Origin of the sequence: Kribbella italica, assembly GCF_014205135.1 — a bacterium.
GTDB lineage: Bacteria > Actinomycetota > Actinomycetes > Propionibacteriales > Kribbellaceae > Kribbella > Kribbella italica.
Genome location: NZ_JACHMY010000001.1, coordinates 8,561,316 through 8,583,375, shown reverse-complemented (window position 1 = coordinate 8,583,375; position 22,060 = coordinate 8,561,316). Strand labels below are relative to the sequence as shown.

The following is a 22,060-nucleotide window of genomic DNA, read 5'->3' as shown; positions in this document are numbered from 1 at the left end:
TGACCGAAATAGATGAGGTGCCGACATGCCCGCGGATTTCCCAGCCCTGGCGATCAACGGCGGCCCGGCGGCCGTGCCGGCCGACGACCCGGCCCCGGAGTGGCCGACGTACGACGACGCCGAGGAGAAGGGACTGCTGGACGTCCTGACCTCGCGGAACTGGGGCAGCACCCACGGCGATGTCGTCGCCACCTTCGAGCGGGAGTTCGCCGACTACCAGCAGGCGGCGCACGGCACCTGCCTGACCAACGGGACGCTGGCCATCTCCGCCGCCCTGCGCGCCGCGGGGGTCGGGGTCGGCGACGAGGTCATCGTGCCGCCGTACACGTTCATCGCGACGGCGTCGGCCGCCCTGTTCATGGGGGCGGTGCCCGTCTTCGCCGACGTCGACCCGCTGACGCACCTGCTCGACCCCGACGCCACCGAGGCGGCTGTCACCGAGCGCACCAAGGCCGTCGTCCCCGTTCACCTGGCCGGGCGGCCCGCCGCGATGGACGCGTTCGTCGCGCTCGGCGCACGGCACGGCCTGACGATCGTCGAGGACGCCGCGCAGGCCATCGGAGCGGCGTACCAGGGCCGGCCGGTCGGCGCGATCGGTGACCTCGGCACGTTCAGCTTCCAGACCAGCAAGAACATGACCGCCGGCGAAGGCGGCGTGGTGCTCACCGACGACGAGACGCTGGCCGCCGCGGTCTACTCCACCGTCAACGTCGGCCGGGTGCGCGGTGGAGGCTGGTACCAGCACGACTCGGTCGGCCTCAACCTGCGCCTCACCGAGTTCCAGGGCGCCGTACTGCGGGCGCAACTCGCCCGCTTCCCTGCCCTGCAAGAGATCCGGGAGCGCAACGCGACGCTGCTGACGACCCTCCTCGGCGACGTCGACGGCCTGCTGCTCGCCCCCGAGGACCCGGCGGTGACCGCCCACGGCCGGCACCTGTTCCTGATGCGGATCCCCGCCCTGGCCGCACCCGGACGACGCGACGCCGCCTTGCGTGCGCTCGCTGCCGAAGGGCTCGCGGAGGTCTCCAGCGGGTACGTGCCGCTGCACCGCAACGGCGCCCTGATTGCCGAGAGCAAGGACATCGCCGGCCGGTTGAGCCAGCCGTACCCGGTCGCGGACTGCCCCAACGCGGACCTCGTGTCGCAGGACACCATCTGGCTGAACCAGCGAACGCTGCTCGGCAGTGAGCAGCGGACGCGGGCGGTCGCGGCCGCCATCGCCAAGGTCGTGGCCGCCGCGGACGACCTGGTGGGAGACGAGTAGGTGGGATCCGCGCGGCCCCGCGTCGGCATCGTCGGGCTCGGCAGCATCGGCCGGACCCACGCCAGAGTGCTGACCCAGTTGTCCGACCAGGCCGTCGTCGTCGCCGTCAGCGGCGGGAGCCCGGCGGTCCTGACCGAGCTCGGCCTGGACGCCGCCGCGCACCTGCCGGCGGACGAGGTGCTGACCCACCCGGACGTGGACCTCGTCGCCATCACGAGTCCGAGTGGCGCCCACGGCCCGCAGGCCCTCGCCGCGTTGTGGGCCGGCAAAGCCGTGGTCGTCGAGAAGCCGCTCGCGGTCGACGCCGCGACGGCCGAGGAGATCGTCCGGCTGGGCGACCAGCGGGGGCTGATGGTCGCTGTCATCGCCCAGCGCCGGCTGGAGTCGCAGAACGTCGCGGTCAAGCGGCTCCTCGACGCCGGCGCCCTCGGCCGCCCGCTCCTCGGCGAGACGTTCGTGCACTGGTACCGCGACGCGGCGTACTACGCGCACGCGGACTGGCGCAGATCGCTTGCGGACGGCGGCGGGTCGCTGATGAACCAGGGCCTGCACAACCTCGACCTCCTCCAGTGGTTCCTCGGCCCGGTCGGCGCGGTCACCGGGCAGTACGCGACGCTGGGGTCCGGCATGGACGCCGAGGACACCACCGTCGCCACCCTGCGGTTCGCGTCGGGCGCTCTCGGGACGGCCGTGACCACGACGGCCACCCGGCCCGGGGATCCGGCGCGGCTCACGATCTTCACCAGTACAGGCGTTCTCGAGATCACCCACACCGAGATCACCCGCTGGGAGTTCGACGGCGTACGACGGCCCGCGCAGGTCTCGGCCGTCGCGGCCGGCTCGTCCGACCCGGCCGCGATCGGCGACGCCGGCCACCTCGACCAGTGGCGCGACATCCTCGGCGCCTGGCGGGACGGCCGCGATCCCGCCGTCACCGGCCACGACGGACTGCGCACCGTGCAGCTGCTGTGCGGGATCTACGAGGCGTGCCGGACCGGGCGCGCCGTCACCCTTCCGGAGCCTCGATGATCCGCCTCGCCCTCGCGGGGACCGCACATCCCCATGTCGACTACGTCCTGTCCGAGCTGCCCCACCAGCCGGACGTCGAGCTCGTCGGAGTCAGCGAGCCGGACCCGGCCGCGGCCGCGCGGTACGCCGCCGGTCTCGGCGTACCGGTGTACGCGTCCCACGAGGAGCTGCCCGACGTCGACGTGATTGCGGTCTGCGGTGAGTACGGCGCCCGGGCGGACGTCGTCGTCGCGGCCCTGCACCGAGGCGCGCACGTGCTGGCCGACAAGCCCTTGTGTACGACGCTCGCCGACCTCGACCGGATCACCGCGGCGGCGCAGGCGGCCGACCGCACGGTGTCGGTCATGTTCGAGAAGCGCGGGTACCCGGTGACCGTCGCCGCCCGGCAATTGGTTGCCGACGGCATCCTCGGCGACCTGGCCCTGGTCGCGTCGACCGGACCGCACAAGCTCAACTACGCGTCCCGGCCGGACTGGTTCTTCGACCGCGCCCGGTACGGCGGGATCCTCGGCGACCTCGCCGTCCACGACATCGACCTCGTCCTGGCGCTGTCCGGCGCGAGCGCCGGAACCGTTGCCGGGCGGGCCGGAAACTGCTCATTGCCGGACCGTCCCGGCTTCTCCGACAACGGCGCGGTCCTGCTCGGGGCCGGCGCCGTGACCGCGACGATCGAGGCGCACTGGATGTGGCCGGCGGCCTCGGCGTACCACGGTCACTACCGGATGCGCCTGACCGGTACGGCGGGCACGGCCGAGCTCGACTGGGCCCGGGGAACGCTCGACGTGGTGACCCACGACCGCGACGTCTGGAGCCCTGCTCTGGGGCGTCCCGTCCGGCCGGCCGAGGAGTTCCTGACAGCGCTGGCCGAGGGCCGCCGCCCGGAGGTCGGCACCGCGGAGAGCCTGGCAGCGACCCGGATCGCGCTGCTGGCCCAACTCAGTGCCGACACCGGCGGGGAACCTCAGACCTGGTAGCTCAGACGTCACGCCGTACGGGAAGTACGGCGTCCAGGAGCTGCTTGGTGTAGTCCTCCTGCGGGCTGCTGAACAGCTCCTCGGTCGCGCTCTCCTCGACGACGCGGCCGTGGTGCATCACCGCGACCCGGTCGGCCAGCCGCTCGACCACCGCGAGGTTGTGCGAGATGAACAGGCAGGTGAGCCCGAGCTTCGCGCGCAGGTCCATGAACAGCTCCAGGATCTGCGCCTGGATCGAGACGTCGAGCGACGACGTCGGCTCGTCGCAGACCAGCAGGTCGGGCTCCAGGGCCAGCGCCCGGGCGATCGCGATCCGTTGCTGCTGGCCACCGGAGAACTGCCGCGGGTACAGGTCCGCGTGCCGCGGGTTGATCCCGACCAGCTCCAGCAGCTCCATGCCCTTGTCCCGGCGTACGGACTTGTCGTCGCGGCCGTGCAGCCGCAACGGTTCGGTCACGTTGGCGATCGCGGTGAAGTGCGGGAGCAGGGAGCCGTACGGGTTCTGGAAGACCATCTGCAGCCGCGGGCGCACCTCCCGCAGCTCCCGCGCCGGGAGCGCGGCCAGGTCCTGGCCGTCGAACAGCACGCGGCCGCTGGTGCAGGCCTGGAGGCCCATCACGATCCGCGCCATCGTCGACTTGCCGCTGCCGCTCTCCCCGACCAGCCCCAGGGTCTCGCCGCGGCGGATGCCGAGACTGACGTCGTCGACGGCGCGGACGTCACCCGCCCGGGTCGAGAAGACCTTCGTGACCGACTCGGCGCGGACCAGCACCGGGCTCGGACTCTGTTCAGGCATCGGACGTCACCTTCCAGCAGGCGGCCTGGCGGCCGGGGCCGATGCTGAGGATCTCCTGCTCGGTGTGGCACCTCGGCCGCTCGGCCCGCGAGCACCGCGGATGGAACGAGCACCCCTCGGGCCTTCGGCTGAGGTCCGGCGGGCTGCCCGGGATCGGCGCGAGCGGCAGGCCGCGCCCACCGACCTCCACACTCGACCCGATCAGCCCGACCGTGTAGGGATGGCGTGGTTCGTCGAGCAGCTCGCGGGTCGGGGCCCGCTCGACCACGCGGCCGGCGTACATCACGACGGCGTCGTCGCAGAACGAGCGCGCGACGCCCAGGTCGTGGGTGATCATGATGATGCCGGTCCCGGACTCCTTCAGCCCGGCCAGCAGCTCGAGGATCTGCCGCTGCACGGTGACGTCGACCGCGGTGGTCGGCTCGTCGGCGATCAGCAGCGCGGGCCGGGTCACCATCGCCATCGCGATCATCGCCCGCTGCCGCATCCCGCCGGACAGCTGGAACGGGTAGGTGCGGATGCGCTTCTCGGGCTCGGGGATGCCGACGTCGCCGAGGGCCTGCACGGCCCGCTTCCGCGCCTCCGCCTTGGTGCACAGGCCGTGCCAGAGCAGGTGCTCGGTCAGCTGACGTTCGAGCGTCAGCGTCGGGTTCATCGCCTCCATCGCGCTCTGGAAGACCATGCCGATCTCGCGGCCGCGGATGCGGCGCATCTCCTTCTCGCTGAGCGTCAGCAGGTCGCGCCCACCGAAGTGCGCCTCGCCACTGGTCACCCGCGCGGTCTTCGGCAGCACGCGCAGCACGCTGCGAACGGTGATGCTCTTGCCGCTGCCGCTCTCCCCGACGATGGCCAGCGCCTGGCCGGGACGGACGTCGAAGGTCACGCCGTCGACCGCGGTCAGCGGCTCCCCGTCGCTGCGCTGGAACGCCGTCCGCAGATTCCGTACGCCGAGCAGCACGTCGTCCCGCCCGGTCATCGCTGCTCCCCACTCGAGTCGAACGCGTCCCGCAGCCCGTCGCCGATCCAGGTGAAGGCGAGCAGGGTGAGGGCGAACAGGACGGCCGGGGCCACCAGCATGTGCGGTGCCGCCAGCAGGTACCGGCTGCCCTCGCTGATCATCGCTCCCCAGGACGGCGTCGGAGGCTGTACGCCGAGCCCGAGCAGCGCCAGGCCGGCCTCGGCGGCGATCGCGGCCGGAATCGCGAAGCTCGTGGTGACGAGGATCGGGCCGATCGCGTTGGGCAGGATGTAGCGGACGGCGATCGTCGCGCCCTTCGCGCCCATCGACCGGGCCGCCTCGACGTACTCGCGCTGTTTCAGCGTCATCACCTGCGCGCGCACCAGGCGCGCCTGGGTGACCCATGAGGCGATGCCGATCGCGACCACCAGCGCGAAGACGCTGCGGCCGAGCACGGTCACCATCACGACGGCGAACAGGTAGCTGGGGAACGCGTACATCACGTCGGTGCCCGCCATCAGCACCGACTCGACCCGCCCGCCGAGGTACCCCGCGGCCAGACCGATGATCAGGGCCAGCGCGAGCGCGGTCAGTTCGGCGCCGAAGGCGACGGTCAGCGCGGTGCGCAGACCGTAGATGAGCCGGCTGAGGATGTCGCGGCCGAGCAGGTCGGTGCCCAGCAGGTGCCCGTCGAAGCCCGGCCCGGCCAGCTTGTTCGCGACGTCGGTCTCGCCGTAGCCGTACGGCGCGATCAGTGGCGCCGCGAGTGCCACCACGACCAGCAGCGCGGCGAAGATCAGGCTGCCGAACGCCAGCCGGTGCTGCCGGAACCTGCCCCAGGCCCGGGCCCACGGCCCGCGGGCGCGGGTCGCCTGGGGCCCGGCGGCCGCCACGACCGGCTCCTCGACAGTGTTGCCGATGGCAACTTCTGCGGCCTTGCCGCCGTCAATGTCCGTGATGGGACCCACCTCCTTCGCTGCGAATGCGGGGATCGAGAACGCCGTACACCAGATCGACCACCAGGTTCGTGACCATCAGGATCAGCGCGAAGAACAGCGCGGTGCCCATCAGCAACGGCATGTCCCGGCTGGCCGCCGCGTTCGCGAAGTACAGGCCGAGCCCGGGGATGCGCAGCAGCGCCTCGACGAAGACCGTGCCGGTCATCAGGGCCGCCAGCAACGGTCCGACGACGGTGACCAGCGGGATCAGGGAGTTGCGCAGAACGTGCCGCACGATCACGGTCCGCGGCGGACCGCCCTTGGCCAGCGCCGCCGTGACGTACTCCTCGCGCAGGGTCTCGAGCATGCTCGACCGTACGTACCGCGCCAGCACGGCGGCCGGCCCGAGACTCAGTGCCAGGACGGGTAGCACCAGGTTGGCCGGCCCGCTCCAGCCTCCGGACGGCAGCCATTTCAGCGTCGCGGAGAACAGCAGGATCAGGAACGCCGCGGTGAGGTAGCTCGGCAGCGCGTGGCCCAGGGTGACCAGGAACATCGTGCCGTGGTCGGTCTTGGAGTTGTGCCGCAGCGCCGCGAACACACCGATCGGCACCGCGATCAGCAACGCCAGCACCACCGCGATCAGGGCCAGCGTGGCCGAGACCGGGAAGGCCTCGGCGATGATGTCCTGCACGTCCCGGCTCGCGTACTTGTACGACGGGCCGAAGTCCCACTGCAGCGCGCCCTTCATGAAGATCAGGTACTGCTTCCACATCGGTACGTCGTCGCCGTACCTCGACGCCAGCTCGCCGACCACCGACTCGGTCCCGACGCCGCCGAAGTTGGTCGCTCCGCTGTTCACCCGTTGCAGGTCCGCGAAGTTGCCCGGGGCAAGTTGCAGCAGGGTGAAGGTGAGCACCGAGACCGCGAGCAGCGACAGGACCAGCCGGACTATCCTCTTGCCGAGGTACGCGGCGAATCCCACTCTCAGCTCCCTACGCCCATCGACTTGAAGTAGAAGTAGTCCGGGTAGGCCCGCAGCTTCAGGCCTTGGACCTTGGGCTTGACCGCGTGGTACAGGCTCTGCCAGAGCACCGGGAGGTAGAGGTACTCCTCCTCGCGCAGCTTGGCCGCCTGTTTGTAGAGGTCGATCCGCTTCTTGTCATCCGGCTCACCGGCCGCCTTGGTGACCAGTGACGCCATCTCCTTCGCGGCCGGTGAGGACTGGCCGTCCAGGATCGTCTGCAACTGCGCCGACCGCTCGGCGGGCTTGAGGTCCTTGTTCTGCTGGATCGCCTGGTACTTCTGCCACTGGTCGCTCGGCAGGCTGAGCTCCTGGACGTTCTTCGGCGACCAGAGCGAGCCGACCATCGTGGGCCAGGTCGGCAGTCCGGCGAACGTGCCGTAGTAGTAGCCGATGTAGTCGCCCTTCTGGACCGCCCACCGGCGTTCGACGTACACGCCGGACTCGACGTGGTCGAGGCTCGCCTTGATGCCCAGCTGCTTGGTCCAGACGTCGATGATGGCGTCCGCGAGCGTGGTGTCGGTGACGCCGATCAGGATGCGGACCGGCGGCAGCCCCTGCCCGTTGGGGTAGCCGGCCGCGGCCAGCAGGGCCTTGGCCTCGGCGACGTTCTCCTTGATGGCGATGCTGTCGTCCCAGCCCGCGGTCCGGCTGGTGACGAGCGAGACGCCAGGCTCCTGGCCGGGTGAGACGCCGGCCAGGGTCTTGCGGTCCAGGGCCAATGAGAGAGCCTTGCGAACCCGTACGTCGTCCAGGGCCTTGTGCTGGCTGCGCAGCTTGGCCAGGTACAGGATGCTGTAGTTCTCGGTCTGCTGCAGCTCCTTCGACAGGTTCGCGTCCTTCTGGAAGCGCAGGACGTCGGCGCCGGTGACCTGGGTCAGGTCGGTCTCGCCGTTCTCGTACGACACGGTCGCCGTCGCGGCCGCGCTCGGCTCGACGAGGTTGACCTGGATGCGGCTGAGCTTCACCTTGTCGCGGTCCCAGTAGTTCTCGTTCGGGACCAGGACCAGCCGGGAGTTCGCCACCCACTCGGTCACCGTGAACGGCCCGTTGGAGACGAAGTTCGGCGGGTTCTGCCAGTCCTTGGGCTTGCTCTCGACCAGGTTCATCGGCAGCGGCAGCAGCGCCGGGTGGGTCAGCGCGAGCAGGAAGTCGGGGTTCGGGTTGGCCAGCGTCAGGACCAGCTCACGATCGCCGGTCGCCTTGACCCCGACTTGCGCCCAGTCCGTCAGGACGCCGGACAGGAACTGCTCGCCGCCCTTGATGGCGGTCGTCGTCTGGTAGCTGTTGGCGCCGAGCGTCGTCCCGCCGGCCGACGACGCGGCCGGGGTGAAGAGCCGCTTGTACGAGCGCTCGAAGTCCGACGCCACCACCGGATCGCCGTTCGACCACTTCGCGTTGTCGCGCAGCGTGAAGGTGTAGGTGAGCCGGTCGTCGGACAGCTTCCACTCACTGGCGACCCCGGGCACCACGTCGTCGCCCTTGTCGTTCTGGACGACCAGGCCCTCCGAGATGCCCCGGCTCAGGATCCACATGCCGTTGGTGATCAGCTGCGGGTCCAGCACCTCGACGGGGACGTAGTCGATCGTCAGCTGCTGCTGACCGGCCACCGCCTCGTTCCCGTCGCTGCCGAACAGCCCGCAGCCGCTGAGCGCCGAGGTCCCGCCCAGCGCCAGCGTGGTCAGGCCCGACAGCCGCAAGAAGTCCCTCCGCGACGGGCCGGCCGGTGGCACCGAGATCGAAGTCACGCGCTTACCCATCTGCGGTGCCCGCCTTTCTGACGTCCGGAACTCGACTTATGGTCGTGACCGTAGAACGCGGAGAGCGCGCTGTCAACGACTTCCGGGAACAGCTTTCCAACTTCGGGGCGCACTGTTGTGGCAACTCGCTTGTCCGTAATACAGTCGCTGGCCATGCGCATCGGCGTCGTCGATCTCGACACCTCCCACCCGGCAGCCTTCCTGCCGCTCCTGCGACAGCGCGGCCACGAGGTGGTCGCCGTGTACGGCGGTCAGACCGTGGTCGACGACGACTACACCCGCGGGTACGCCGCGGAGCACGGACTGTCGGTCGTCGACGACCCCGAGGAGCTGGTCGGCGCGGTCGACGCCGTGTTCATCCACAGCGTCGACTGGGACAAGCACCTGGTCCGCGCCCGGCCCTTCGCCGAGGCCGGAGTCCCGATCCATCTCTGCAAGCCGTTCGCCGGCCGCGCCGCCGACCTGCGCGAGCTGATCCGCTGGGCGGACTCCGGCGTGCGCCTGAGCGGCGGCTCGGCGCTGCGCTGGTCGGCCGCCGTCGCCGACTGGCAGGAGACCGGTCACGAGGTGGTGACCGCGTACGCCGCGACGTACGGCCATCCGCTCGACTACGGGATCCATGCCTACTCGTTGCTGTCCGGACTACTGGGTCCGGATGTGGAGGCGGCCCGGTCGCTCGACGACGAGGGCCGGCGGGTGGAGCTGCGCTGGCGCGACGGACGCACCGCGGTGGTCGCCGTGGCGCCGGCCGGGACCGGCGGGTACGGATTCTTCGCGACGCTCGTCCACGGCGGCGGGGTTCACCACGTCGAGGCCGGCGGGACCGACCTCTACGCCCGGTTCATCGACGTCACCGTCGGCCATCTGAGCGGCGAGCGCGACCAGCCGGTCAGCTTCGCCGAGCTGGTCGAGCCGGAGCTCGCGGTGATCGCCGGGCTGGCCTCGGCCAAGCACGGCGGGAGCTGGATCGCGCTCCACGACGATCCGCGGATCGACGACGTGGCGTTCGACGGGCAGGCCTTCGCGGCGTCGTACCGGGTCACCCGGCGGAAGGCACTCGGGCTGAGTTAAGCCCAGAGCTGGCCTTCGAGGCGGTCCTCGGCCTCGTCGATGGTGCCTTCGTAGGCACCGGTCGACAGGTACTTCCAGCCGCCGTCGGCGACCACGAACGCGATGTCGGCCTGCTCGCCGTCACGCACGCACTTGGCCGCCTGGCCGAGCGCGGCGTGCAGGATCGCGCCGGTCGAGATGCCGGCGAAGATCCCCTCGTTGTCGAGCAGCTCACGCACCCGCCGGACGGCGTCGCGCGGACCGACCGAGAAGCGGCCGTCGATCAGCGTCGCGTCGTACAGCTCGGGCACGAAACCCTCGTCGAGGTTGCGCAGGCCGTAGACGAGCTCGCCGTAGCGCGGCTCGGCGGCGACGATCCGCACCTCGGGCTTGTGCTCGCGGAAGAACTTGCCCGCGCCCATCAGTGTGCCGGTGGTGCCGAGCCCGGCGACGAAGTGGGTGATCGACGGCAGGTCGGTGAAGATCTCGCGCGCGGTGCCGTCGTAGTGCGCCATCGCGTTCGAGGGATTGCCGTACTGGTAGAGCATCACCCAGTCCGGGTGTTCCTCGGCGACCTGCTTGGCGACCCGGACCGCTTCGTTCGATCCGCCCGCGGCGGGCGAGGAGATGATCTCGACGCCCCACATCCGCAGGATCTGGCGGCGCTCCTCGGACGTGTTCTCCGGCATCACGCAGACCATCCGGTAGCCGCGCAGCTTGGCCGCCATCGCCAGCGAGATGCCGGTGTTGCCCGAGGTCGGTTCGAGGATCGTGTTGCCCGGCCGGAGCCGGCCGTCCTTCTCGGCGTCCAGCAGCATCCGCAGCGCCGCCCGGTCCTTGATCGAGCCGGTCGGGTTGTGGTCCTCGAGCTTGGCCCACAGCCGGACGTCGGCCGACGGCGAGAGCTTCGGGAGCCCGACCAGCGGCGTACCGCCGACGGAGTCGAGCAGGCTGTCGAAACGCATCGGGGTCAGCCGCCGGCGACGGCCGGCAGTACGACGACGACGTCGCCGTCCTTGACGCCGGTGGTCAGCCCGCCGGTGAAGCGCACGTCCTCGTCGTTCACGTACACGTTGACGAACCGCCGCAGCTCCTCGGGCTCGCCCTCGACGATCCGCTCCTTCAGGCCCGGGTGGGCGCCGTTCACGTTGTCGATGAACTCGGCCAGCGTGCTGCCGTCGCCGTTCACCGCCTTCTCGCCTCCCGTGTAGGTCCGCAGAATGGTCGGGACGCGAAGCTCGATCGCCATCTCAGTTGTCTCCTGGTTCGGTGTAGTCCGCCACGATCTTCACTTCTTCCTCGGTGACCGCGCCGTCGATGATCCGGTAGGACCGGAACTCGACCGGGCCGTCGTACGACGCCCGGTCCGCGCCGTCGCGGGTGGAGACCAGCACGTAGTGCGCGTTCGGTTCCTGCGCGAGGTCGATGTCGGTCCGCGACGGGTAGGCCTGGGTCGCGGTGTGCGAGTGGTAGATCACCACCGGCTCCTCGTCGCGCTCGTCCATCTCCCGGTAGAGCCGGAACAGGTCCCCGGAGTCGAACTCGTAGAACGTCGGCGACATCGCCGCGTTCAGCATCGGAACGAACCGGCTCGGCCGGTCCGACCCCTCCGGCCCCGCGACCACACCACACGCCTCGTCCGGATGATCCTTCCGCGCGTGCGCCACGATCGCGTCGTAGGTCGCCTGGTCGATGGTGAGCACGGTTCCACGATACGGAGCGCGCCCGGGGCTCCCGGCCAACCCGGGATCCCGTCCAGCATGTGGACTACCAGCGGCCGTGAACCTGGGTGCGGATGAGGTCGTCGTACGTCGCTTGCACGGTGGCGAGCTGGTCGGCGCTGAGCGGCGCAAGGGACGCGGCGCCGATGTTGCCGGCGACCTGGTCGGGGTTGCGGGCGCCGGGGATGACGACCGACACGCCGGGCTGGTCGATGATCCAGCGCAGCGCGAACTGGGCCATCGTCGCGCCGGCCGGGACCTCCGGGCGGAGGCGCTGGACCGCTTCCAGGCCGGTCGTGAACTCGACGCCGGAGAACGTCTCGCCGACGTCGAAGGCCTCGCCCTGGCGGTTGTAGGTGCGGTGGTCGTCGGCGCCGAACGTCGTGTTCTCGTCGTACTTGCCGGACAGCAGACCGCTGGCCAGCGGGACGCGGGCGATGATCCCGACCCCGGCCTCCGCCGCGGCCGGCAGGACCTCGTCGAGCGGCTTCAGGCGGAAGGCGTTCAGGATGATCTGCACCGACGCCACGTTCGGCCGGGCGATCGCGGTCAGCGCCTCGGCGCAGGTCTCAACGCTCACGCCGTACGCCGCGATCCGCTTCTCGGCGACCAGCTCGTCGAGCGCGTCGAACACCGCGTCGGTGGAGTAGACCGAGGTCGGCGGGCAGTGCAGCTGGACCAGGTCGATCGTCTCGACGTCCAGGTTCTCGCGGGACCGGTCGTTCCAGGCGCGGAAGTTGTCCAGCGTGTAGTTCTCGGGCTTCTGCTCGACCCGGCGACCCATCTTGCTGGCGACGGTCAGGCCGTCGTACTCCTTGAGCACCTGCCCGACCAGCCGCTCGCTCCGCCCGTCGCCGTACACGTCGGCGGTGTCGATGAACGTGACGCCACCGTCCACAGCAGCCCGCAGTACGCCGAGCGCCGCGTCCTCGCCGACCTCACCCCAGTCGGCTCCCAACTGCCAGGCCCCCAGCCCGACCACGCCGACATCCCGCCCCGTACGACCCAGCGTCCGCTTCTCCATGCCGCCAACACTAGGCGCCCGCCCCCGAGCAACCCACCGCAATGCCCCTCCCCGACCACCAACCGCACTTTGAGCACGACCCAGTCACATTTCCACCGCCCCGACGACTGACCGGTGCACAAAGTGCGTCTCTGCTGACGACCGCGCCTCGGCGGCCCGGCGGTGACGCCGCTGCCGAGAACGGCACTTTGTGCACCGGCCAGTCGTCGTAGGGCCGGAAACGTGGTTGAGCCGTGCTCAAAGTGGGTCCGGAGACTGGCGACGGAACCTGGCGGAGTAGCGCGAGGCCGGGGCAGCGCAGGGCGGCGGGGTGATGCGCGGTGCAGCGGGGCGAGGCGGCGGGTGATGGGCGGTACGGCGGGCGGAACGTGGCGGGTGGGGTGTGCGGCGGCGGGCGGGTCAGCGCATGTTGTGCAGCAGCGCCGACTGCAGGTAGCCCAGCCAGTCGTACAGGTCGTACGTGAGCCGGCGTGGGTCGTCGTCGGGGAGCTTCTCCCAGACGGCGTAGTCGTCGTCCTCCTTGATGTCCAGGCGGGTGCCGATCGCCAGCCGGAGGTCGTTGAGCGCGCGCAGCCAGGCGAGCTGGTCGTCGGGCTCGAGCGGGATGCCGTCCTCGGCGGACTCGTCCTCCAGCGCGGTCAGGACGCGCTTGGCGTCGTTGGCCTTGCCGTCGCGCAGGCCGCGCTCGGTGAACCGGCGGAACTCGGCCGCGGCCATGTCGTCACCGGAGTACGCGTTCGGCAGCAAGCGCTGCAGTACGACGTCCTCCGGCGGCGCGGTCGGCCCGTCGGAGTCGAGCAGCGCGGCCAGCGGGTCGTCACCGGCGGCGGTGGCGCGCGGCGGCATCCCGTCGTACAGGAGCTCGACCAGGTTGCGCAGGAGGTTGGACAGGATGTCCGCCTCGTGCTCGGCGAAGCTGACGACGACGGTCTTGCGGCGTTTGCGGAACCGGGTCACGACTTCTCACAGGTGGCCCACAGGCCGTAGGTGTGCATGGCTTCGACGTCGCGTTCCATCGCCTCGCGGTTGCCGTTGGACACGGCCGACTTGCCCTCCTCGTGGACCTGCCTCATCAGCTTCTCCGACTTCTGCTTGGAGTAGCCGAAGTAGGTCTGGAAGACGAACGTGACGTAGTCCATCAGGTTCACCGGGTCGTTCCAGACGATCGTCACCCACGGTGGGCTCAGCTCGATCGCCTCGTCGACTTCGGGGCTGGCGAGCTCGCTCGGTGCGGTGGTCACGGGCCCATTCTCTCCACTACGGGTTCTCGTCTCACAATAGGCTGCCCTTGTGACTAGCACCGGGACCAGCTCAGTGGAGCCTACGACCGCCCTGCTCACCGACCACTACGAGCTCACCATGCTGCAGGCCGCGCTGGCCGACGGCACGGCGCACCGCCGGTCGGTCTTCGAGTTGTTCGCCCGCCGGCTGCCCGACGGGCGCCGGTACGGCGTGGTGGCGGGCGTGAACCGTCTGCTCGACGCGCTGGAGCGGTTCCGCTTCGACGCGGCGACGGTCGAGTTCCTCCGGGAGCGGGGTGTCGTGGACCAGGCGACCTGCGACTGGCTGGCCGGCTACCGCTTCAGCGGGGACATCTCCGGCTACGCCGACGGCGAAATCTTCTTCCCGGGCTCGCCGGTGCTGGTCGTCGAGTCGTCGTTCGCCGAGGCCGTGCTGCTGGAAACCGTGTTCCTGTCGATCCTGAACCACGACTCGGCGGTCGCCTCGGCGGCGTCGCGGATGACCTGGTGGGCCGGCGGCCGGCCGTGCATCGAGATGGGCTCGCGGCGTACCCACGAGGAGGCCGCGGTCGCGTCCGCGCTGGCGGCGTACATCGCGGGCTTCGCGACCACCTCGAACCTGGAGGCCGCGCGGCGCTTCGGCATCCCGAGTGCCGGTACGGCGGCGCACTCGTTCACGCTGCTGCACGACACCGAGCGGGACGCGTTCGTCTCGCAGGTCGACGCGCTCGGCAAGGGCACGACGCTGCTGGTCGACACGTACGACCTGACCGAGGCGGTCAGGACAGCGATCGAGGTGACCGGGACGGAGCTGGGCGCCGTACGGCTGGACTCCGGCGACCTCCCGTCGCTGGCCGGCCAGGTCCGCGAGCAGCTGGACGCGCTCGGCGCGACGAAGACGCGGATCATCGTGACGAGCGACCTCGACGAGTACCAGATCGCCGCCCTCGCGCCTGCGTCCGTCGACGGGTACGGCGTGGGCACGTCCCTGGTCACCGGCAGCGGCTACCCGACCTGCGGATTCGTCTACAAACTCGTCGCCCGCGAGGACGGCGACGGCACGATGGTCCCGGTCGCGAAGAAGAGCCCCGACAAGATCTCGATCGGCGGCCGCAAGTACGCGCTGCGCCGCCGCAACCGCCTGGGCGTCGCCGAGGCCGAGGTGATCGGCGTCGGTGAGGCCCCCGTCGACGACGGCGACGACCGCGTCCTGCTCAGGTCCCTCGTCGAGTCCGGCAAGATCGTCGGCCGCACCACCCCCGAGGAGTCCCAGGCCCACCACCTCAAGGTCCGCGACGAACTCCCCCGCAGCGCCAGCCAACTCAGCCGGGGCGAACCGGCGATCCCGACGGACTACACGGGCGACCTGAACACCCGCAACCCGTACGCACCCCGCAGCACGATGTGAGGACGGTGCACGTCCCAGGTCTGACCGCCGACGGCAACGCACCGGCGCGGGTCCCGACCGTGTTTCGGCCTTGACAGATCCCGGGCGTCGCTCGACGCTGTGAGCGGACAGTGGTCGAAGCGCTTCGACCACTAGTGCGACCGAGGAGGCAGCCATCGTCACGATCGCCGATGTCGCGCGGCACGCCGGCGTGGCCGCCAGCACCGTGTCCTACGTGCTCAGCGGCAAGCGGTCGATCTCGTCCGAGACGCGCGACCGGGTGCAGGAGGCCGTTCAGGCGCTGGGCTACCGGCCCAACGCGAGCGCCCGCGCGCTGGCCTCGAACCGCTCCAACGTCCTCGCCCTGGTGATTCCGCTGCGAGCCGGTATGCACGTCCCGGTCCTGATGCAGTTCGCGACAGCTGTCGTGACCACCGCACGCCGCTTCGACCACGACGTACTGCTGCTGACCGCCGACGAGGGACGATCCGGACTCGAGCGGGTCTCGCAGAGCGCGCTCGTCGACGCGCTCGTGGTGATGGACGTCGAGCTGCACGACGAGCGGGTGCCCTTGCTGCGGGAGCTGCCGATGCCGTCGGTGCTGATCGGGATCCCGGCCGACACCGACGGCCTGACCTGTATCGACCTGGACTTCTTCGCGGCCGCCGAGCAGTGTGTCGACCACCTGACCGACCTGGGTCACCACAGCATCGCCTTGCTGGGGACGCCATCGGCCGTCTACGCCCGGCAGACCGGCTTCGCGCACCGCACGCTGGCCGGCTTCCGGGCCGCGACCGAACGCCGCGGCGTCGTCGGCATCGAGACCCCCTGCGAACCGGCCTTCGACGCGGTGCTCGGCACCGTCGGTGAGCTGCTCGAGGCGCATCCCGGGATCACCGGCCTGGTGGTGCAGAACGAGCCGATCATCGGCCCGCTGCTGGACGTCCTGCGCCGGCTGGGCCGCCGCGTCCCCGAGGACATGTCGCTGATGGCGATCTGCGCCGACGACGTGGCCGAGCGGCACGTTCCGCAGCTGTCGTCGGTCACGCTGCCCACCGAGGAGATCGGTCAGCAGGCGGTCGAGGCGCTGATCGGCAAACTCGAAGGCAGCGGAACGTCGACGGTCACCTTGGTGCCCGCGCGACTCACCGCCCGCGCGAGCACCTGCGCCGCTCCGGAGACTCAGTCGGACCGGACCACCGCCTGACCGCCGGCGGGAAGGACGAGCTGTCCACGCACCTCCGTGCCGGACAGCAGGTCCAGCCCATCAGCCGGTACGACGGCCTCCGCGTCCCCGTGGTTGAGCAGAAAGTCCCACGTCGTCCCGTTCGCCTCACGCCGTACCAGCTCGACTCCCGCGGGCAGGCCGGGCAGCTCGATGCCCGCTGCCCGCATCGCCTGCTCCAGCAGAGTCCGGTACGCCTCGTCGTCGAGCTGAGTGGAGACGTACCAGGCGACGCCCTCGCCGTACGCGTTCCGTGTGACGGCCGGCGATCCGTCCAGCACTCCACCGGCGTACCGGTCGATCACCTCGGCTCCGGTGAGCTGCACGTCCTCGCTCCACACCCGCCCCTGCCCGCCGGACGCGAGCCGTACCTCGGCGACCGGATGGAACTCCTCGACCTGGACTCCGAGCAGCCCGGCGAAGGCGCCGGGGTAGCCGTCCGGCCAGACCTGCGCGTCCTCGTTCACGATCCCGCTGAAGCACGTGACCAGGACGTGTCCACCGCCCTCGACGTAGCGCGCGATCGAGGCCGCCGCCTCGGCCGGGACCAGGTACAGGCTCGGCACCACGACCAGCCGGTACGACGTCAGGTCGGCCGCGGGCCCCGGCAGATCGACCCCGACCCCAGCGGCCCACACCTGCCGGTGCGCCGCCTGCACGGCCGCGAGATAGTCGAGCTCGGCGGACGGCAGGTGGGTCGCCTGCATCGCCCACCAGGACTCCACGTCCCACAGGATCGCGACCTCGGCCCGCACCGCGCCGGCCCCGGTCTCGGCGAGCCGCGGCAACATCTTGCCTAGAGCAACCACTTCACGGAACCTGCGGGTCCCGGGGCCGGAGTGCGGGACCAGCGCGGAGTGCCACATCTCGGCGCCGCCGCGCGACGCGCGCCACTGGAAGAACAGCGCACCCTTCGATCCACGGGCGACGTGCGCCAGACTGTGCCGGGTCATCCGCCCCGGTTCCTTGGTGTGCAACCGGGTCTCGACGTTCACTGACCCGGCCGCCTGTTCCATCAGCAACCAGGGCCGGCCACCCGCCCACCACCGCGCGAGGTCCGCCGCGAACGCGGTCTGCTCCTCCGCGCCGAGGCCCGCATCACCCGGATAGTGGTCGATCGCGACCAGGTCCACCTCGGCGGCCCAGCGGGCGTGGTCGACCGGCACCCAGGCGCCGAAGACGAAGTTGGTGGTCACCGGAAGGTCCGGAGTGAACCCGCGCAGGATCGCCTTCTGCTCCTGGTAGGCGGCGAGCAGCTCGTCCGACCAGAACCGCCGGAAGTCCAGCGCCTGCGTCGGATTCACCAGGTACTGCGTGGCACGCGGCGGCCGGATCTCCTCCCAGCTCGAGTACCCCTGGCTCCAGAACGCCGTCGTCCAGGCCTCGTTCAGCCGGCCGAGGTTTCCGTACCGTTCCCGCAGCCAGCGCCGGAACGACGAGGCCGCGTGGTCGCAGTGGCAGACGGTGCCGTACTCGTTGTGCACGTGCCACATCGCCAACGCCGGATGCCCCGCGTACCGCTCGCCCAGCGCCCGCGCGATCCCCACGGCCGCCTCCCGGTACGCCGGGGCACAAGCGCAGTACGTGTCTCGGCTACCGTGCGACAACCGGACGCCGTCCGCGTTCACCGGCAACGCGTCGGGATGCCGCAGGCTGAACCACGGCGGGGGCGAGGCGGTCGGCGTGGCCAGGTCGACCTGCACGCCACCGTCGGCGAGCAGGTCCATCACCTGGTCGAGCCAGCCGAACTCGTACCGCCCGGGCTCGGGCTCCAGGCTGGACCAGGCGAAGACACCGACGGTCGCCAGATTGACACCAGCCCGACGCATCAGCGCGACGTCGTCCTTCCAGACATCCGGCGTCCACTGCTCGGGGTTGTAGTCGCCGCCGAAGTACAACCCCGTCATACCGGTTCTCCGGACCGGAAGTGCCTGCGCTCGATCGTCATCTCGTTCCGCCCTAGCCCTTGACCGCGCCGATGATGACGCCCTTGGTGAAGTGTTTCTGGATGAACGGGTAGACCAGCAGCACCGGGATCACGGCGAGCACCACGATGGCCATCTTGATCGCCAGGCTCGGAGCCGGCGCCAGGCCGAGCGCGGGCGAGGCGGTGACTCCCCCGGCGCCGCTGGGCAGCACCTGGGCCTGAACGATGTACGTCCGCAGTACCAGCTGCAGCGGCCACTTGGAGTTGTCGTTGAGGTAGAGCAGCGCGGTGAAGAACGAGTTCCAGTAGCCGACCGCGTAGAACAGGCCGACCACCGCGACCACCGCCTTCGACAACGGCAGCACGATCCGGGCCAGCACGGCGAACTCACCGGCGCCGTCGATCCGCGCGCTGTCGATCAGCTCGGTCGGGATCCCCATGAAGAACGCCCGCATGACGATCAGGTTGAACGCCGAGATCGCGGTCGGCAGGATCAGCGAGGCATAGCTGTCGATCAGGCCCAGCGAGCTCACCAGCAGGTAGCTCGGGATGATGCCCGGCCCGAACAGGAACGTGAGCAGTACGACGAACAGCAACGGCCGGTGCCACAGCGATCCCGGCCGGGACAGCCCGTACGCCGCGAGCACGGTGATCAGCAGGCTGAACGCCGTACCGACGGTCGTGATGACAGTGCTGATCACCAGGGCCCGGGTGACCACGCCACCCGACAGCAGCTGGACGTACGCGGCCAGGGTCAGCTCCCGGGGGACGACGACCAGTCCGCCCGCGCGGGTCACCGCTTCGGTCGAGGAAAGGCTGGTGACGACCACGACGTACAGCGGGAAGGCGATGATCAGGAAGACCAGCGCCAGCACGACCGGCTTGCCCAGCCGGCCGATCAGGGTCGGCTCCTCCTCCCAGATCGGTCGGTCCGGGTGGCGCGCCGGCCGGGACAACGGCTTGACGGCATGTGAGCTCATGAGCGCGAATACACCCCCTGCTCGCCCACCAGATGGGCGAACTTGTTGGCGGCCAGCACCAGCACCAGGCCGACCAGTCCCTTGAACAACCCGGCGGCCGCGCCGTAGCCGAAGTCTCCGACCAGCAGGCCCTCGAAGTAGACGTAGGTGTCCAGCACCTCGGCCGCGCCGGCGCCGACGGCCTGGCGTTGCAGGATGAACTGCTCGAAGCCGACGGTGAGCGCGTCGCCCAGCCGCAGGATGAGCAGCAGCACGATGACCGGACGCAGACCTGGCAGCGTGATGTGCCACAACCGGCGCCACCGGTTCGCGCCATCGGCCGCGGCGGCCTCGTAGAGCGCCGGATTGATGGTGCTCAGCGCGGCGAGGAACACGATCATGCCCCAGCCCGCGTCCTTCCAGACCGCCTGGACGGTGACCAGCAGGATGAAGCTGTCAGGATTCGTCATCAGGTCGACGGCCTGGAAACCGTTGGCGCGCAGGCTCTGGGCGAGCAGGCCGGCGCCGCCGATCATTTGCTGGAACAGCGACACGACCAGCACCCAGGAGAAGAAGTGCGGCAGGTAGACCACACCCTGGATGAAGGTTCGCACCCGCACGGACAGCACGCTGTTCAGCAGCAGCGCCAGCAGGATCGGGATCGGGAAGAAGAACACCAGCTGGAAGGCGGTGATCGTCAACGTGTTGGCCAGCGCCGACCAGAACGCGCCGTCGCCGAACATCCGGCTGAAGTTGGCCAGTCCGGTGAACTCGCTGTCGCGGATCCCGACGTACGGCGAGTAGTCCTGGAACGCGATCACGTTGCCGAGCGTCGGCAGGTAGTGGAAGAGCAGCAGCAGGACGATCACCGGCGCCACCATCAGCAGCAGCGGCCAGTCGCGCCGCAGCCGCAGCCGCCAGTGCGGCCGGGACCGGCGCGGGACGGGGGCCGGAGTCTGGTGCGGAGCGGTCGGCGTCCGCACCTCATCGACCGTTGTCACTGAGTACCTTCGCGTAGAAGTCGCGACCCTCGTCACCACCGCCGGACCGCCAGGCCTCGACCGCCGCCTTCAGCTCCGAGACCGGCCGGCGACCCCGGAAGATGTCCTGCAGCTTGTCGTCGAAGGGCTGGTTCAGCCCGGCCAGCTTGGACGGAGCCTCGACCCGGATGCCCTCGAACGGGTTCTTGTCGAACCGCTTGCAGGACTCGTTCTGCCAGGTGTTCATCGCCTCCACGTAGCCCGGGTACTGGCTCTGGGTGATCGCGTCCGGCCGGCCGCCCAGGAAGATGTAGGTGTTGGCGACCTCTTTGGTCCCCAGCGCGGTGAGCTTGGGAGCGCCCGAACTCTCCTTGGTGTAGTGCTTGCCCTCCTCGCCGTACGCGGCCAACTGGTACTCCTCGGTGCCGAACGGCGCGGCCGTGTAGTTGAGCACCCCGAGCAGCTCCTTGATCCGCTCCTGTCCGAGTCCCTTCTTCACGAACGTGAAGATGCCCGCCGGGTCACCGGCCCAGACGATCGCTTCCCCGCCGTCGTGCGCGAACGGCATCACCGCCTGCATGTCGAACGCCGGGTTCAGCGGCAACTGCCGCTGCAGCGCCTCGGCCCACGAGCCAGGGCCGTCCTGGTAGACCAGGATCTGGCCGCCCTCGAACAACGGCTTCTGGTCCGCGGCGGCGTTGCCGACCACGGTGGGGTGCACGTAGCCCGACTGGAACAGCGTCCGGGTGAACGCCACGGCCTCCTCGAACTCGGGCGTCTCGATCTTGTGCACCAGCTTGCCGCTGGAGTCCTTGCGCCAGTTGGCCGGGGCCCGGAAGGCCCGCGCCATCTCGTCGATGATCGAGCCGAACGCCCACCGGCCCGCCTTGGCGTCGGTCAGCTCCTTGCCCAGGGCAAGTACATCGGCCGTGGTCTTCGGCGGCTCCGCGCCCAGCTTCGTGAACAGGTCCTTGCGGTAGTACAGCGCCCAGGGCAGGCCGTTGCCCGGGAACGGCACGGCCTTCAGCTGGGAGTTCCACACGCCGTACGCCCAGGCCCGGGTCGGCAGGTTCGCGAGCATCGGGTACGCCGCCGCCTTGTCGCCGGCCAGATACGGGGTGAGATCCTCGAAGAGCTTGTCCGCCGCCTGCCCGAACCGGGTCTGCCCGGAGATCTCCCAGCCCGGGATGCAGAGCAGCTCCGGCACGTTGCCGGCCGCCAGCACCGGGCCGAGCTTGTCGCCGTACTCGTTGCCGTTGACAACGTTGAAGCGCACCGGTGCACCGATCCGCTCGTTGTTCGCGTCGAAGTAGGAGTTGTTGCCCAGGCCGGGCGGCAGCGGGCCCCACAACGGGGTCATCGCGCTGACCTCCTTGCCACTGGTGACCGCCTTGTCCGGCACCGCCCGCTTCAGCTCGGCCGGGTACGCCGTGAATCCCGGCGACGCGCCGTTGCTGCCCGGCAGGTCCGGCTTGACGGCTTCGTAGGCGATGTACGCCGGCAGCAGCGCGGACAGCTTGTCCTCGGTCTCGGCCCGGCCGCTGGTCGACGAGCCGCTGCCGTCGTTCGAGCAGGCGGTGAGGGCGGTGCCGCCGGTCGCGACGGCCGCCCCGGCGCCGAGCAGGGAGAGAAAGGTCCGGCGGCTGGTCGAGCCGCCTGCGGGTGCGATCACGGTGGGATCCCTTCCGGCGGGGAACGGGTGGCCGTTCCGGGGTAGAATTAGTTGGGCTAGTAGCCAAACAAATTAGCTCAGGACCGATCGGGCCACAAGGTGTAGAACTGACCCAGGCGCACCCACCGCGC

General features: G+C 70.2%; 21 protein-coding genes. 6 read left to right on the top strand and 15 right to left on the bottom strand.

Annotated elements, in window-relative coordinates; genetic code table 11:
* The first annotated feature begins 25 nt into the window (after positions 1–25).
* From HDA39_RS40325 to HDA39_RS40315, 3 genes are read left to right on the top strand one after another with little or no spacing between them, the layout of a single operon-like run.
* Entirely contained in the window at positions 26–1,264 is a 1,239-nt protein-coding gene (locus HDA39_RS40325) for a DegT/DnrJ/EryC1/StrS family aminotransferase (RefSeq protein ID WP_184804645.1), read from the top strand.
* Positions 1,265–2,293 carry a Gfo/Idh/MocA family protein gene (locus tag HDA39_RS40320; protein WP_184804642.1) on the top strand — a complete coding sequence of 343 codons (1,029 nt, stop codon included), beginning with the start codon at positions 1,265–1,267 and terminating at the stop codon, positions 2,291–2,293.
* The gene (locus HDA39_RS40315) at positions 2,290–3,267 is read left to right on the top strand and encodes a Gfo/Idh/MocA family protein (RefSeq protein ID WP_184804640.1); all 978 of its coding nucleotides are present in this window, start codon (positions 2,290–2,292) and stop codon (positions 3,265–3,267) included. Before HDA39_RS40320 ends, HDA39_RS40315 begins: the two co-directional genes overlap by 4 nt.
* A 1-nt stretch (position 3,268) precedes the next feature.
* On the opposite strand, the gene HDA39_RS40310 is transcribed toward HDA39_RS40315, so the two are convergent.
* The 5 genes from HDA39_RS40310 to HDA39_RS40290 are packed head-to-tail and all read right to left on the bottom strand — an operon-like array spanning position 3,269 to position 8,731.
* On the bottom strand, positions 3,269–4,063 hold the full coding sequence (locus HDA39_RS40310) for an ATP-binding cassette domain-containing protein (RefSeq protein ID WP_184804637.1): 795 nt from the start codon (positions 4,061–4,063) through the stop codon (positions 3,269–3,271).
* Positions 4,056–5,039, bottom strand: a complete 984-nt coding sequence (locus HDA39_RS40305) for an ABC transporter ATP-binding protein (RefSeq protein WP_184804634.1) — start codon at positions 5,037–5,039, stop codon at positions 4,056–4,058. The genes HDA39_RS40310 and HDA39_RS40305 overlap by 8 nt, the downstream gene beginning before the upstream one ends.
* A complete protein-coding gene (locus HDA39_RS44015) occupies positions 5,036–5,989 on the bottom strand; it encodes an ABC transporter permease (protein ID WP_337926103.1) in 954 nt (317 codons plus the stop codon). The genes HDA39_RS40305 and HDA39_RS44015 overlap by 4 nt, the downstream gene beginning before the upstream one ends.
* Positions 5,967–6,944, bottom strand: a complete 978-nt coding sequence (locus HDA39_RS40295; protein ID WP_337926102.1) for an ABC transporter permease — start codon at positions 6,942–6,944, stop codon at positions 5,967–5,969. The genes HDA39_RS44015 and HDA39_RS40295 overlap by 23 nt, the downstream gene beginning before the upstream one ends.
* Before the next feature lie 2 nt (positions 6,945–6,946).
* Positions 6,947–8,731 carry an ABC transporter substrate-binding protein gene (locus HDA39_RS40290; RefSeq protein WP_184804632.1) on the bottom strand — a complete coding sequence of 595 codons (1,785 nt, stop codon included), beginning with the start codon at positions 8,729–8,731 and terminating at the stop codon, positions 6,947–6,949.
* Positions 8,732–8,896: 165 nt separating this feature from the next.
* Here HDA39_RS40290 and HDA39_RS40285 point away from each other — a divergent pair, with 165 nt between their 5' ends.
* Positions 8,897–9,814 (top strand): Gfo/Idh/MocA family oxidoreductase, encoded by a 918-nt coding sequence (locus HDA39_RS40285; protein WP_184804629.1) that lies wholly within the window; start codon positions 8,897–8,899, stop codon positions 9,812–9,814.
* On the opposite strand, the gene HDA39_RS40280 is transcribed toward HDA39_RS40285, so the two are convergent.
* From HDA39_RS40280 to clpS, 6 genes are all read right to left on the bottom strand, one after another.
* Complete coding sequence (locus tag HDA39_RS40280) at positions 9,811–10,758, bottom strand: PLP-dependent cysteine synthase family protein (protein ID WP_184804626.1); 948 nt, start codon at positions 10,756–10,758, stop codon at positions 9,811–9,813. The genes HDA39_RS40285 and HDA39_RS40280 overlap by 4 nt on opposite strands.
* 5 nt (positions 10,759–10,763) lie before the next feature.
* Entirely contained in the window at positions 10,764–11,042 is a 279-nt protein-coding gene (locus tag HDA39_RS40275; RefSeq protein WP_184804623.1) for a MoaD/ThiS family protein, read from the bottom strand.
* Position 11,043: 1 nt separating this feature from the next.
* Positions 11,044–11,496, bottom strand: coding sequence for a Mov34/MPN/PAD-1 family protein (locus tag HDA39_RS40270; protein WP_184804621.1), 453 nt, complete (start codon positions 11,494–11,496; stop codon positions 11,044–11,046).
* 64 nt (positions 11,497–11,560) lie between these two features.
* Positions 11,561–12,538, bottom strand: coding sequence for an aldo/keto reductase (locus HDA39_RS40265; protein ID WP_184804617.1), 978 nt, complete (start codon positions 12,536–12,538; stop codon positions 11,561–11,563).
* 399 nt (positions 12,539–12,937) lie between these two features.
* On the bottom strand, positions 12,938–13,495 hold the full coding sequence (locus tag HDA39_RS40260; protein ID WP_184804613.1) for a DUF2017 family protein: 558 nt from the start codon (positions 13,493–13,495) through the stop codon (positions 12,938–12,940).
* Complete coding sequence (gene clpS / locus HDA39_RS40255; protein WP_184804610.1) at positions 13,492–13,779, bottom strand: ATP-dependent Clp protease adapter ClpS; 288 nt, start codon at positions 13,777–13,779, stop codon at positions 13,492–13,494. Before clpS ends, HDA39_RS40260 begins: the two co-directional genes overlap by 4 nt.
* Positions 13,780–13,897: 118 nt before the next feature.
* Here clpS and HDA39_RS40250 point away from each other — a divergent pair, with 118 nt between their 5' ends.
* Positions 13,898–15,187, top strand: coding sequence for a nicotinate phosphoribosyltransferase (locus HDA39_RS40250; RefSeq protein WP_238357327.1), 1,290 nt, complete (start codon positions 13,898–13,900; stop codon positions 15,185–15,187).
* Between the two features lie 154 nt (positions 15,188–15,341).
* Entirely contained in the window at positions 15,342–16,373 is a 1,032-nt protein-coding gene (locus tag HDA39_RS40245; RefSeq protein WP_184807020.1) for a substrate-binding domain-containing protein, read from the top strand.
* On the opposite strand, the gene HDA39_RS40240 is transcribed toward HDA39_RS40245, so the two are convergent.
* The 4 genes from HDA39_RS40240 to HDA39_RS40225 are packed head-to-tail and all read right to left on the bottom strand — an operon-like array spanning position 16,349 to position 21,929.
* Complete coding sequence (locus HDA39_RS40240) at positions 16,349–18,298, bottom strand: beta-galactosidase (protein ID WP_184804604.1); 1,950 nt, start codon at positions 18,296–18,298, stop codon at positions 16,349–16,351. The genes HDA39_RS40245 and HDA39_RS40240 overlap by 25 nt on opposite strands.
* Before the next feature lie 52 nt (positions 18,299–18,350).
* Entirely contained in the window at positions 18,351–19,298 is a 948-nt protein-coding gene (locus HDA39_RS40235) for a carbohydrate ABC transporter permease (protein WP_184804601.1), read from the bottom strand.
* Positions 19,295–20,278, bottom strand: a complete 984-nt coding sequence (locus tag HDA39_RS40230; RefSeq protein ID WP_184804598.1) for an ABC transporter permease subunit — start codon at positions 20,276–20,278, stop codon at positions 19,295–19,297. The genes HDA39_RS40235 and HDA39_RS40230 overlap by 4 nt, the downstream gene beginning before the upstream one ends.
* Positions 20,262–21,929: an extracellular solute-binding protein gene (locus HDA39_RS40225; RefSeq protein ID WP_184804595.1), complete on the bottom strand. Its 1,668-nt coding sequence runs from the start codon at positions 21,927–21,929 to the stop codon at positions 20,262–20,264. Before HDA39_RS40225 ends, HDA39_RS40230 begins: the two co-directional genes overlap by 17 nt.
* Positions 21,930–22,060 lie beyond the last annotated feature (131 nt).

Coding starts and splice junctions, on each gene's coding strand:
- HDA39_RS40310 (WP_184804637.1), bottom strand. CDS start 4,063: ATGCCTGAACAGAGTCCGAGCCCGGTGCTGGTCCGCGCCGAGTCGGTC.
- HDA39_RS40240 (WP_184804604.1), bottom strand. CDS start 18,298: ATGACGGGGTTGTACTTCGGCGGCGACTACAACCCCGAGCAGTGGACG.
- HDA39_RS40280 (WP_184804626.1), bottom strand. CDS start 10,758: ATGCGTTTCGACAGCCTGCTCGACTCCGTCGGCGGTACGCCGCTGGTC.
- HDA39_RS40305 (WP_184804634.1), bottom strand. CDS start 5,039: ATGACCGGGCGGGACGACGTGCTGCTCGGCGTACGGAATCTGCGGACG.
- HDA39_RS40265 (WP_184804617.1), bottom strand. CDS start 12,538: ATGGAGAAGCGGACGCTGGGTCGTACGGGGCGGGATGTCGGCGTGGTC.
- HDA39_RS40315 (WP_184804640.1), top strand. CDS start 2,290: ATGATCCGCCTCGCCCTCGCGGGGACCGCACATCCCCATGTCGACTAC.
- HDA39_RS40275 (WP_184804623.1), bottom strand. CDS start 11,042: ATGGCGATCGAGCTTCGCGTCCCGACCATTCTGCGGACCTACACGGGA.
- HDA39_RS40235 (WP_184804601.1), bottom strand. CDS start 19,298: ATGAGCTCACATGCCGTCAAGCCGTTGTCCCGGCCGGCGCGCCACCCG.
- HDA39_RS40325 (WP_184804645.1), top strand. CDS start 26: ATGCCCGCGGATTTCCCAGCCCTGGCGATCAACGGCGGCCCGGCGGCC.
- HDA39_RS40285 (WP_184804629.1), top strand. CDS start 8,897: ATGCGCATCGGCGTCGTCGATCTCGACACCTCCCACCCGGCAGCCTTC.
- HDA39_RS40250 (WP_238357327.1), top strand. CDS start 13,898: ATGCTGCAGGCCGCGCTGGCCGACGGCACGGCGCACCGCCGGTCGGTC.